This is a genomic window from Paraburkholderia sp. GAS41 (assembly GCF_050436545.1).
Classification (GTDB): domain Bacteria; phylum Pseudomonadota; class Gammaproteobacteria; order Burkholderiales; family Burkholderiaceae; genus Paraburkholderia.
Genome location: NZ_JBNDMK010000001.1, coordinates 32,974 through 44,877, shown reverse-complemented (window position 1 = coordinate 44,877; position 11,904 = coordinate 32,974). Strand labels below are relative to the sequence as shown.

At 64.0% G+C, this 11,904-nt stretch carries 12 protein-coding genes; 5 read left to right on the top strand and 7 right to left on the bottom strand.

Annotated elements, in window-relative coordinates; genetic code table 11:
• Positions 1-106: 106 nt before the first annotated feature.
• The 5 genes from P3T43_RS00195 to P3T43_RS00175 form a co-directional block, all read right to left on the bottom strand.
• Positions 107-895: a TatD family hydrolase gene (locus P3T43_RS00195; RefSeq protein ID WP_429279027.1), complete on the bottom strand. Its 789-nt coding sequence runs from the start codon at positions 893-895 to the stop codon at positions 107-109.
• Positions 896-919: 24 nt separating this feature from the next.
• Complete coding sequence (gene lolD / locus P3T43_RS00190) at positions 920-1,660, bottom strand: lipoprotein-releasing ABC transporter ATP-binding protein LolD (protein ID WP_429279026.1); 741 nt, start codon at positions 1,658-1,660, stop codon at positions 920-922.
• The gene (locus P3T43_RS00185) at positions 1,653-2,906 is read right to left on the bottom strand and encodes a lipoprotein-releasing ABC transporter permease subunit (RefSeq protein ID WP_429279025.1); all 1,254 of its coding nucleotides are present in this window, start codon (positions 2,904-2,906) and stop codon (positions 1,653-1,655) included. The genes lolD and P3T43_RS00185 overlap by 8 nt, the downstream gene beginning before the upstream one ends.
• A gap of 236 nt (positions 2,907-3,142) precedes the next feature.
• The gene (locus tag P3T43_RS00180; RefSeq protein ID WP_429279024.1) at positions 3,143-3,442 is read right to left on the bottom strand and encodes an addiction module antidote protein; all 300 of its coding nucleotides are present in this window, start codon (positions 3,440-3,442) and stop codon (positions 3,143-3,145) included.
• A 3-nt stretch (positions 3,443-3,445) separates the two neighbouring features.
• The gene (locus tag P3T43_RS00175) at positions 3,446-3,745 is read right to left on the bottom strand and encodes a type II toxin-antitoxin system RelE/ParE family toxin (RefSeq protein ID WP_429279023.1); all 300 of its coding nucleotides are present in this window, start codon (positions 3,743-3,745) and stop codon (positions 3,446-3,448) included.
• Positions 3,746-4,056: 311 nt separating this feature from the next.
• Between P3T43_RS00175 and P3T43_RS00170 the strand changes: the two genes are divergently transcribed.
• The 5 genes from P3T43_RS00170 to P3T43_RS00150 all read left to right on the top strand — a co-directional run bounded on the left by P3T43_RS00170 (position 4,057) and on the right by P3T43_RS00150 (position 11,039).
• A complete protein-coding gene (locus P3T43_RS00170) occupies positions 4,057-5,202 on the top strand; it encodes a regulator (RefSeq protein ID WP_429279022.1) in 1,146 nt (381 codons plus the stop codon).
• Between the two features lie 64 nt (positions 5,203-5,266).
• Positions 5,267-6,973 carry a single-stranded-DNA-specific exonuclease RecJ gene (gene recJ / locus P3T43_RS00165; RefSeq protein ID WP_429279021.1) on the top strand — a complete coding sequence of 569 codons (1,707 nt, stop codon included), beginning with the start codon at positions 5,267-5,269 and terminating at the stop codon, positions 6,971-6,973.
• A 170-nt stretch (positions 6,974-7,143) separates the two neighbouring features.
• A protein-coding gene (gene prfB, locus P3T43_RS00160) for a peptide chain release factor 2 (protein WP_429279020.1) occupies positions 7,144-8,248 on the top strand; the annotation gives its coding sequence in 2 pieces (ribosomal slippage) (positions 7,144-7,224 and positions 7,226-8,248; 1,104 coding nt in all).
• Positions 8,249-8,390: 142 nt separating this feature from the next.
• A complete protein-coding gene (gene lysS / locus P3T43_RS00155) occupies positions 8,391-9,917 on the top strand; it encodes a lysine--tRNA ligase (RefSeq protein WP_429279019.1) in 1,527 nt (508 codons plus the stop codon).
• Positions 9,918-10,274: 357 nt separating this feature from the next.
• Positions 10,275-11,039, top strand: a complete 765-nt coding sequence (locus P3T43_RS00150; RefSeq protein WP_429279018.1) for a glycine zipper 2TM domain-containing protein — start codon at positions 10,275-10,277, stop codon at positions 11,037-11,039.
• Positions 11,040-11,232: 193 nt separating this feature from the next.
• On the opposite strand, the gene iscX is transcribed toward P3T43_RS00150, so the two are convergent.
• Both iscX and fdx read right to left on the bottom strand, forming a co-directional pair.
• Positions 11,233-11,430 carry a Fe-S cluster assembly protein IscX gene (gene iscX / locus P3T43_RS00145; protein WP_429279017.1) on the bottom strand — a complete coding sequence of 66 codons (198 nt, stop codon included), beginning with the start codon at positions 11,428-11,430 and terminating at the stop codon, positions 11,233-11,235.
• Between the two features lie 15 nt (positions 11,431-11,445).
• Positions 11,446-11,787, bottom strand: coding sequence for an ISC system 2Fe-2S type ferredoxin (gene fdx / locus P3T43_RS00140; protein ID WP_429279016.1), 342 nt, complete (start codon positions 11,785-11,787; stop codon positions 11,446-11,448).
• Positions 11,788-11,904 lie beyond the last annotated feature (117 nt).

The window sequence follows — 11,904 nt, the reverse complement described above, 5'->3', positions numbered from 1 at the left end:
CTGACCGCCCGACTGCCGCCGGGCATCACCATGGGACACAGGTCAGAAAGCGAATTCAGACGACGGCCGCGCGCGGGATGCGCCCGGCGCGAACCCTCGGGAAAGATTATGCAGACGAAAGCGCGAGCCGTGGCAGCGCGGCGTGAGCGTTAGCCGTTGTGCCTATGGCTAGCTCATCCACGCCGATCCCGCGCAGTTGCGCGAGCCCCGCGCCGATGGCGGGAATCTGATCCGGCGTATTGCGTTGGCGGTACAGCCAGGAGGGAGAAATGTCGGGCGCATCGGTCTCGACCACCAGCGCATCGAGCGGCAATTGCGCCGCCAGCCGCCGGATCTGCAAGGCCCGCTCGAATGTCAGGTTGCCGCCGAAGCCAAGGTGCATGCCCTGATCGATAAACGCCTGGGCCTGCTGAAAACTGCCGTTGAATGCATGAGCGATGCCGCGGTTCACGCGCTGTTTGCGCAAGCCTTTGAGCACCTGATCCTGCGATTTGCGCACGTGACAGATCACCGGCAGATCGAATTCGTGCGCGAGCTTCAGTTGCTCGTTGTAGAAGAATTGCTGGCGCCCCTCGTCGAGGCCCGGGACGAAATAATCGAGGCCAATTTCGCCCAGGCCGACGAACAGCGGATCGTCGAGACTCGCTTCGATCTCCATGCGCAAGGCGTCGAGATCCGCATCCTGCGCAGCGGGCGTACACATGGGATGAATCCCGAGTGCGTACGCGCCGCCCTCCACGCGATGCGCCAGGTCGCGCACCCTCGCGAAGTTCATGCGCGCCACGGCCGGAATCACGATGCGCCCTACCCCGGATTCGCGGGCCGTGGCCGCCACCGCGTCGCGATCCGCGTCGAACTCCGACGCGTCGAGGTGGCAATGCGTATCGATCCACATGCTCGGCCCCGCGGGAAAGAAACGTTATACGGAAACCGGCGGCTCGTCGTGCAGCACGCCGTCGCGCAAACGCATGATGCGATCGCAGCGTGCCGCCAGATCCAGATCGTGGGTGACGATCACGAAGCTGGTATCGAAGGACTGCGACAGTTCGAGCATCAGGTTGAACACCGTGTCGGCGGTACCGCCGTCGAGGTTGCCGGTGGGCTCGTCAGCCAGCACGCAGGCCGGGTTGGTCACCAGTGCCCGCGCAATCGCCACGCGCTGGCGCTCGCCGCCCGACAGCTCGCCGGGACGGTGTTTCGCGCGGTGCGCGATACCCACCCGCTCGAGCGTCTGCAGCGCGATACGGCGCGCTTCTTCGGTCGGCATGCGGCGGATGCGCAGCGGCATCGCGACGTTGTCGAGCGCAGTGAACTCGGCCAGCAAATGGTGAAACTGATAGACGAACCCGAGGGCGCGATTGCGCAACTCGTTGCGCTCGCGTTCCGAGAGCTTGGTGAACGGCTTGCCGAGCACCGACACCTCGCCCGTGCTCGGATCGTCGAGGCCGCCCAGCACGTGCAGCAAGGTGCTCTTGCCCGAGCCCGACGCGCCGACGATCGCCAGCTTCTCGCCGCGCCGCACCGACAGTTGCGTGTTGTTCAACACCTGCACATTCAGGCCGCCCTGCACGAACGACTTCGAGATGCCGGTCGCTTCGAGGACGTACGGATGGAGCGCGCTGTCTGAGGACATAGGTCGGAGAATCGAACGATCATTCATAGCGCAGCGCCTCCGCCGGACGGACCTTGGCACCACGCCAGCTCGGGTACAACGTTGCCAGCGAAGCCAGCACGAAAGCGATCACGCCGATTTTGGCCACATCGCCCGGCACCAGCTCAGACGGCAGCTCGCTGATGAAATACACCGACGGCGGCAGGAACTGCACGCCGAGCAGATGCTCGATCATCGGCACGAGCCATGGAATGCTCCAGGCAATCAGACAGCCGAGTATCACGCCCGTGGCCGTGCCGATAAATCCGATCGTCACACCCTGCACGACGAAGATCTTCATGATCGAGCCCGGCTGCGCGCCCAACGTGCGCAGAATGGCGATATCAGCCTGCTTGTTGGTCACCGTCATCACCAGCGACGACACCAGATTGAACGCCGCCACCGCGATGATCAGCGTCAGGATGATGAACATCATGCGCTTTTCGATCTGCACCGCCGAGAACCACGTCTTGTTCTGCTGCGTCCAGTCGCGAATGTAGAGGTCGCCCGAGAGGGTGCGCGCCAGCTGGTGCGCGACCTCCGGCGCGCGCTGCATGTCTTTCAGGCGCAAGCGCACGCCGGTTGGCGCGGGCAGGCGGAACAGCACCTGCGCATCCTGAATGTTGATCAGCGCAAGCGTACTGTCGTATTCATAGTGTCCCGATTCGAAGACACCCACCACCGTGAACTGTTTGAGACGCGGCAGCATGCCTGCTGGCGTGATCGTGCCTTCGGGCGCCACCAGCGTGATCTTGTCGCCGACCATCACGCCGAGGTTCGCCGCCAGATCGGCGCCGAGCACAATGCCGAAGTCGCCGGGCTTCAGGTCGCTCAACTGGCCGCCTTTCATTTCCTTGTAGATATCGGACACCTGCGGCTCGAGCGCCGGATCGACACCGCGCAGCGCGACGCCGCTCACGGCGTCCTGGCGCGTCAGCAACGCCTGCGCATCGACATACGGTGCCGCGCCGATCACTTCCTTGTTCTGGCGCGCTTCCTTGGCCGTCAATTGCCAGTTCGGCATGGAGCCGGTTGGCGAAAAGATCTCGACGTGCGCGAGCACCGACAACATGCGGTCGCGCACCTCTTTCTGGAATCCGTTCATCACCGATAGCACGACGATCAGCGCCGCGACGCCGAGCGCGATGCCCGACATCGAAACCAGCGCGATGAACGAAATGAAGCCGTTACCGGTCGTGCGTTTGCCGGCGCGGGTGTAGCGCCAGCCAATCTGCCATTCGTAGGGAAATTTCAAGCGAATCCTTTTCTGCGTTCTTCGGCCTCGTGCCAGGGCTTGCTGCGGCGTTCCCGCGGCAGTGCCGTGGCGTGTTACGGCGCATGACGGCGAGTATTGCGCGCCCCATCCGACGCAAGCGTCGTGACCGTTGGTGTCGGATCGGGGGCGGAAGGTTCCGGCGCCGGCCTTTACCATCGGTCAAGCGCGAAGTTTGCCATACAACGCGGACGATCTCCGCGAACCGTTGCCCGCGCCTATGCGCGCGCCGCAGCGGCGTGAAGCTCGAGACCCAGCGCCCTGATCACCTTGATGATCGTCGCGAAACTGGGGTTGCCGTCCTCGGAAAGCGCCTTGTAGAGTCCCTCGCGCGAAATTCCGGTGTCGCGCGCGAGTTGCGCCATGCCGCGCGCACGCGCGATGACCCCGAGCGCATGCGCGAGGTAGGCTGGATCGTCGCCGCCTTCCAGCAGACAGGCTTCGAAGTATTCGGCCATGTCGGCCTCGGTCTTCAGGTGTTCGGCCGAATCCCACAGGCGGGTTTTGATCTTGTCCATTGGTTACTCCGTGTCGAGACTGTCGAGGATCCTGTGTGCGTGTCTGATATCCGCAGCCTGAGTCGACTTGTCGCCCCCGCACAGCAGAATCACCAGCGCCACGCCGCGCTGTACGTAATAGACACGGTAGCCGGGTCCGTGATCGATACGCATTTCCGTAACCGGTGCGCCGGCCGAATTCGTGTCGCCCGGAATGCCCAAGGCCAGACGGTCGATGCGGGCCTGTATCCGGCGCTTGGCGATTCGATCGCGAAGGCCGTCGAACCAGACATCGAAAACCTCGGTCGTTCGGATATTCAGCAATAACAAGTGTAATCCATGGTTCACATTACATCAACCGTGATGCACGACCAATGATGGGTTGCGGGGATGCCCGAGTGGCATTCCCTGAGCGCATTCGGACGTGGGAAGTCGGGCCGATGCAATGAAGGCGACTGATCTCCACCAACCCAATGTACAGGCGGGACTGCGGTGTTGGAACTCGTCCGGTCAGCTAACGTACAACCACAGGGAAAGGCACTCTTCCCGCACGGACCGTCAAACGTTCCGATATGAACCCTTACCCACCACCGCATGACAGCGAGAATCGAAACACGCGCAGCGTTTGCCATACAATGCGCAGCATCATGCACGTCGACCGTCTTCACCTCCTCCTGCCCTTCGCGCTGCCCGCCGCAGCCGACGCCTCCACCGCGCTGTACAACATCTCCAGCCCCGCGCTCGACAAGCTGATCGCCCGAGCCACGCTGGTCGAACGGGTGATCGGCGAGGACTTCCAGCGCACGCTGCCGCACGAACGCTGGGTGGCCCGCCAGTTCGGCACGGTTGCAAGCGGCGCGGGAGCCGCCGATGAAGCGCCGCTCGCGCCTTACATGCTGCGCGCCGACGGCGGCGAGCCCGGCACGTCGACCTGGGCGTGCGTGCAACCGGTGCACGTACGCATCGCGCACGATCATCTGGTGCTGATCGACCCCGCCTCGCTCGCGCTGACCGACGCCGAAGCCGCCACGCTGCTCGACGTCGCCCGGCCGCTGATCGAGGAACTCGGCGTGCGTCTCGAGGCGCCCCAGCCTTCGCGCTGGTACCTCGCGAGCGACGCCTTCGGCACCCTGGCCGGCGCTTCGCCGTTGCGCGCCAGTGGCCGCAACATCGAAATCTGGTTGCCGCACGAGGCCCATACCGGCGAGCGCTCGCGGGCGTGGATGAAGCTGCAGAACGAAGTCCAGATGGCGTGGTTCGAACATCCGGTCAACGAGGCGCGTGAAGCGCGCGGGCTGCCCTCGGTCAACTCCATCTGGTTTCACGCGCAAGGCGCGGCGCAGCCGGTAACCAGCCCGTTTGACCGCGTGCTGTCGGACGCAGCGGCCACGCGCGGCCTCGCGCTCACAGCCGGGGTGGAAACCGGCGCGCCCCCGGCTTCGTTTGCGGACCTCGCAGCGGGCACAAACGGCGCGCATGACATGAGCAGCGGCACCAGCCGCAACCGTGGCGGCAACAAGTCCACGGCCACTACGCTGGTCGAACTGGATCCTTTTTCCGCCCCCTACATCGAGCAGGACTGGGGCCGCTGGAACGAGGCGTTCGCCGCGCTCGAGACCGAGTGGTTCGCCCCCGCCCTCGCCGCCTTGCAGGCAGGACAACTCAGCGAACTCGGCCTCACGTTGTGCGGCGACACCGGCTCGGTGACGCTCACCATCACGCGCGGCGATCTGCGCAAATTCTGGCGGCGGCGCCTGCTCGCCTCGCTCTTTATCGAATGATGCCGAGAATGACCCAGTCCATCGCTCCGCGCCTGTTCCATCGCATGTTTTCCGGCCTTTCCGCATGACTCGAATCGTTACGCGCGCCTCGTCCCCCGTCGACGCCGAAGTGTTGACCCGTCATGGCCTGCATCCGGTGCTGGCCCGCCTGTATGCAGCGCGCGGCGTCTGCCAGCCGGATGAAATCGAAACCGGACTCGCGCGCCTTGTGCCGCCCGCACAGCTCAAAGGCTGCGAGGACGCCGCCGCGCTGCTCGCCGATTCGATCGAAACGAAGCGCCGCATGCTGGTGGTAGCCGACTACGATTGCGACGGCGCGACCGCCTGTGCGGTCGCCGTGCGCGGCTTGCGGATGTTCGGCGCGCAGATCGACTATCTGGTGCCGAACCGCTTCGAATACGGCTACGGCCTGACCCCTGAAATCGTCGCGCTGGCCGCTCGCGGCGCGGCGGGTAAGCCGGACCTCCTGATCACGGTGGACAACGGCATCGCCAGCGTGGACGGCGTCGAGGCAGCCAACGCGCTCGGCATCGACGTGCTGGTCACGGACCACCACCTGCCCGGCGACGACCTGCCCGCAGCCCGTGCGATCGTCAATCCGAACCAGCCGGGCTGCAGCTTTCCGAGCAAATGCATCGCCGGCGTCGGTGTGATGTTTTACGTGCTGCTCGCGCTGCGCGCCGAACTGCGCCGCCGCGGCGCGTTCACCGACGCGCGTCCCGAACCGCGTCTGGACGGCCTGCTCGATCTGGTCGCCCTCGGCACCGTGGCGGACGTCGTCAAGCTGGATGGCAACAATCGCGTGCTGGTTGCGCAAGGTCTGCAACGCATCCGTAAAGGCAAGATGCAGCCGGGCATCGCCGCGCTGTTTCGCGCCGCTGCGCGCGACGCGCGCAGCGCGTCCGGCTTCGATCTGGGCTTTGCGCTCGGCCCGCGCCTGAACGCGGCGGGACGGCTCTCGGATATGTCGCTCGGAATCGAATGTCTGACGACCGACGATATCGGTCGTGCGTGGGAGCTCGCGCAGCAACTCGATGCCATCAACCGCGAGCGGCGCGAAATCGAAGCCGGCATGCAGCAGCAGGCACTTGAAGACCTGTCGACGGTCGATCCGGCCGGCTCGGCCACCATCGTGCTGTTCAACGAAAGCTGGCACCAGGGTGTGATCGGGATCGTCGCCGGACGGCTCAAGGAAAAATTCCACCGGCCCTCCTTTACCTTCGCGCCGGCGGACGAAAGCGGCGTGCTCGTCAAAGGCTCGGGCCGATCGATTGCGGGCTTTCATCTGCGCGATGCGCTCGACCTGATCTCGAAACGCGAACCCGGCATGATCGTCAAGTTCGGCGGCCACGCCATGGCGGCGGGCATGACGCTCGCGGCCGCGGACGTGCCGCGCTTTACCGCCGCCTTCGAGGCGGTCGGCCGCGAGTGGCTCTCCGCGGACGCGCTGGCGCGCGTCGTCGAGACCGACGGCGACCTCGAAGAGGCCTATTTCACGCCGCAATTCGTCGAGATGCTCGACGCCGCAGTCTGGGGCCAGGGCTTTCCGGCGCCGGTGTTTTCGGGCGAATTCGAGGTCGCGTCGCAGGCCCTCGTGAAGGACAAGCATCTGAAGCTGCAACTGCTGCGCGGGCGTCAGCGTTTTAACGCGATCTGGTTCAATCACACGGATTCCCTGCCCAACCGCACGACCATCGCTTACCGGCTTGCAAGCGATACCTGGAACGGCGTGTCGCGCGTGCAACTGATCGTCGAGCATGCGGTGAGCTGAACCGCCGCGGGTTCGGCCGGACCCGCCTCGCGGCGTCGTGAAACCCGCCAAAACCGCGCGCAACGCCTGCAAAACCGCCCCAGACAGCCGCCGGAAACGCGCATTAGCGTCCGGCGGGCAGCCTCGATCGGCTATAATTTCCCCTTTTTACCAAGCCATAAAAGATCGACATGGAAGCGGAACGTCTCAACGCGATCGAAGCCTCTCTGGCCGACCTGCGCCGTCGCGCGGGCGAGCTACGGGGGTATCTTTGACTACGACGACAAAGCACTGCGTCTAATCGAAGTCAACCGGGAACTCGAAGACCCGAACGTCTGGAACGACTCGAAGCACGCCCAGGCCCTCGGCCGGGAAAAGAAGCTGCTGGACGACGTCGTCGGCAAACTCACTTCGCTGGACAACGACCTGCGCGACGCGCAGGACCTGTTCGGCATGGCGCGCGAAGAAGATGACGAGGAAACCCTCGTTGCCTGCGAAAGCGACGCAGCCGGTCTGGAAAGCCGCGTGGCGGACATGGAATTCCGCCGCATGTTCTCGAACCCGGCCGACCCGAACAACGCGTTCCTCGACATTCAGGCAGGCGCCGGCGGCACCGAAGCGTGCGACTGGGCCTCGATGCTGCTGCGCCAGTACCTGCGCTACTGCGAACGCAAAGGCTTCAAGACCGAAGTGCTGGAACAGACCGAAGGCGACGTCGCGGGTATCAAGAACGCCACCCTCAAGATCGAAGGCGAATACGCCTACGGCTTCCTGCGCACCGAAACCGGCGTGCACCGCCTCGTGCGCAAGTCGCCGTTCGATTCGTCGGGCGGCCGCCATACGTCGTTCTCGTCGGTGTTCGTGTACCCGGAGATCGACGATTCGATCGAAGTGGACATCAACCCGGCCGATCTGCGCATCGACACGTACCGCGCGTCCGGCGCGGGCGGTCAGCATATCAACAAGACCGACTCCGCCGTGCGGATCACGCACATGCCCTCGGGCATCGTCGTGCAGTGCCAGAACGACCGTTCGCAGCACCGCAACCGCGCCGAAGCCATGGCGATGCTGAAATCGCGCCTGTACGAAGCGGAAATCCGCAAACGTCAGGCCGAGCAGGACAAGCTCGAAGCCGGCAAGACCGATGTGGGCTGGGGTCACCAGATCCGTTCGTATGTGCTGGACAACAGCCGCATCAAGGATCTGCGTACCAACGTCGAAATCAGCAACACCAAGAGCGTGCTCGATGGCGACCTCGACCCGTTCATCAGCGCCAGCCTGAAACAGGGCATCTAAAGCAAGCGCAGCCGGCGCGGCCAGAATAGCCGCGCCGCATCTTTTGACCGTCTGTCGTGGTCCGATCGCAGTCCGATTTCCGACCGGCAGGCAACCTCGTGCGGCCCACCCGCATAGAGGCCACCCCGAATACCGACCCATCATGACCGAACCGATCCAGACGAACGCCGCGCCCGAGGGGGACGAAAACAAGATCATCGCCGAGCGCCGCGAAAAGCTGCGCGAGCTGCGTGAACAGGGCGTCGCTTACCCGAACGATTTCCGTCCCACGCATCACGCCGAAGATCTGCAGACGCAATACGCCGAAGCCGACAAGGAAGCCCTCGAAGCCAATCCGCTCGAAGTCGCCGTGGCCGGCCGCATGATGCTCAAGCGCGTGATGGGCAAGGCGAGTTTCGCCACCGTGCGCGACGGTTCGGGTCAGATCCAGTTCTTCATCACGCCGGCTGACATCGGTCAGGAAACCTACGACGCGTTCAAGAAGTGGGACATGGGCGACATCGTCGCGGCGCGCGGCGTGCTGTTCCGTACCAACAAGGGTGAGTTGTCGGTGCGTTGTACCGAACTGCGTCTGCTCTCGAAGTCGCTGCGTCCGCTGCCGGACAAGTTCCACGGTCTCGCCGACCAGGAAATGAAGTACCGCCAGCGCTATGTCGACCTGATCGTCACGCCGGAAACGCGCAAGACTTTTGTGGCGCGCACCCGCGCCATGTCGTCGATCCGCAAGTTCATGGCCGAAGCCGACTTCATGGAAGTCGAAACGCCGATGCTGCATCCGATTCCGGGTGGCGCGGCGGCCAAGCCCTTCGTCACGCATCACAACGCGCTCGATATGCAGATGTACCTGCGGATCGCGCCCGAGCTGTATCTGAAGCGGCTGGTGGTGGGTGGCTTCGAGCGCGTGTTCGAGATCAACCGGAATTTCCGTAACGAGGGCGTCTCGGTGCGCCACAATCCGGAATTCACGATGATCGAGTTCTACGCCGCGTACACCGATTATCAGTGGCTGATGGACTTCACCGAACAGCTGATCCGTCAGGCCGCCGTCGACGCGCTCGGCACCGCCACGATCAGCTATCAGGGCCGCGAACTGGATCTCTCGAAGCCGTTCCATCGGCTGACGATCTCCCAGGCGATCCAGAAATACGCCCCGCAATACACCGACGCTCAGTTGGCCGACGCCGCGTTCCTGCGCCCGGAATTGAAGAAGTTCGGCGTAGACGCTTCGCAGCCGCAGTTCCTCAACGCGGGTGTCGGCGCGCTGCAACTGGCGCTGTTCGAAGAGACAGCGGAATCGCAACTGTGGGAGCCGACCTACATCATCGACTATCCGGTCGAAGTGTCGCCGCTGGCGCGTGCGTCGGATACGGTGCCGGGCATCACCGAGCGTTTCGAACTGTTCATCACCGGCCGCGAAATCGCCAACGGCTTTTCCGAGTTGAACGATCCGGAAGACCAGGCCGCCCGCTTCAGGAAGCAGGTGGACCAGAAGGACGCCGGCGACGAAGAAGCCATGTTCTACGACGCCGATTACATCCGCGCGCTGGAGTACGGCATGCCGCCGGCCGGTGGCTGCGGTATCGGTATCGACCGTCTCGTCATGCTTCTGACCGACAGCCCGAGCATCCGCGACGTCATCCTGTTCCCGCATCTGCGCCGCGAAGACTGAGCGCGCTGGCCGTGCAGTCACCGCAAGGCTGACGTCACGGCTGGACGGGTTGGACCCGACGCCCGGCGCATCCTGCCGGGCGTTTTTTGTGGCGCCGCAGCGCCGTCGCGATAGCTTGCTCAGACCCGATGGTTTGTAACTATCGGTAAAAGCTCCACGATACACGCTAACCCGCTACACCGTACGCTCGCCGCCTTTGCCCGATAAATCGGGTTTTCTCGCCCTCTTCCCGTAGCAGTCCTTTGCCCGGCCGTTCAACGCGCTCAGATTTGGTTACAACTTGAAACCTTGGGCCAAGCCAGTTGTCGGACACTGTGTCTCAATAAAAGCCGACTCTGCTTGAGACGGAGGTCAACCATGAACAATCCCAACACCACGCCATCACGTCGTATTCACCCGCTTGTCGCGACCGCGGCCGGCGCAGTCATCGTCGCCAGCCTTGCAGCCACGGCCGCTATCACGGGCGTGTTCCCGAAAGCGTCGAGCGGCAGCGCGCAAAACGATCAGACGCAGTCAGCCCCGGTCGCCGCGCAAGCGGCCTCGCAACCGGTGGTCGATTCGTCTCAGCCCGCCAATCCCGCGACCTACGCGCAACAGGATCAACAGCCGCAGCAGCAACAACAACAGCAAGCGCCGGCGCGGACCGACACCCAGGCGCAAGCCGCGGCGCCCGCGCCGGCGCCTGTGCCTGTGCCGACGCAGCAACCCTATGCAGCGCAACCCCAGGCACCGGCGCCTCAACCAGCACAAGGGCAGTACGCCCAGCAGCCGGCACCGCAGCCGGCCTATTGCGCTAGCTGCGGCACGGTCGTAGGGATCTCGGAGGTGCGCCAGGAAGGTCATGGCACCGGGATTGGCGCTGTCGGCGGTGCGGTGGTCGGCGGTCTGGTGGGCAACCAGTTCGGCGGCGGCGTCGGCCGCGGTGCAATGACCGTGCTCGGCGCGGTCGGTGGTGGCTTCGCCGGTAATTCGGTCGAAAAGCACATTCGTAGCACGACCTCTTACTCCGTGCACGTGCGCATGGAAAGCGGCAAGAACCGCTACTTCACGTACCACGAAGCGCCGCCGTTCCAGCAAGGTGAGCGCGTGCATCTCGAGAACGGTACGCTCGCCGCGGGTTAAGCAAGCGAGGGTGTGTCTGGCTTACGAGCCAACCCACGACACGACGGCGCGACGACCCGGCTAAGCGTGGACCTGTTGCAGGCGGCAACCGGTCGTGCTTCGCTTCCAGCGCACGACGTAAAAAAGGCGATTCCAACGAAATCGCCTTTTTTGTTCGCTCGAGCCCGGCCAGACACGCCCGGCTCAACGCCGCTCAGTAATCCGCATCCTCGATCCATGCCGCCTGGATCGCTTCGAGGATCTTCTCGTTCGAACGGTCCGGATCGTCGTCGAAGCCTTCCAGCTCCATCACCCAGCGGTGCAGGTCGGTGAAGCGAATCTGCTGCGGGTCCACTTCCGGATGCTTGTCGGTCAGGGCCATCGCGATGTCTTGCGTGTCGGTCCACTTCATGGCTGCGCGCTCCTGTTAGTGATTTTCCTTCGCATGGTTGATCGAGTAACGCGGAATTTCAACCACGAGATCCTGGTCGGCCGGCACCATGGCCTGGCACGACAGTCGCGACTCGGGTTCGAGCCCCCACGCCTTGTCGAGCAGATCGTCTTCGTCCTCTTCCGACGGCGTGAGCACAGTGAACCCTTCACGCACGACCACATGGCACGTCGTGCACGCACACGATTTCTCGCAGGCGTGCTCGATTTCAATACCGTGTTCCAGCAGATTGTCGCAGATGCTCTTGCCCGGTACCGCATCGATCACCGCGCCTTCCGGGCACAGTTCGACGTGGGGCAGCACAACGATTTGAGGCATACGATTTCCGTTTGGTCTGGGGCACGGACGCCGACGAACTGGCTCCGCACCATTTTACTGGTGACACGTGCCTTTTTGACACGCGTCACGTGATTCATTCAAGGTTGCTGGGGTGGG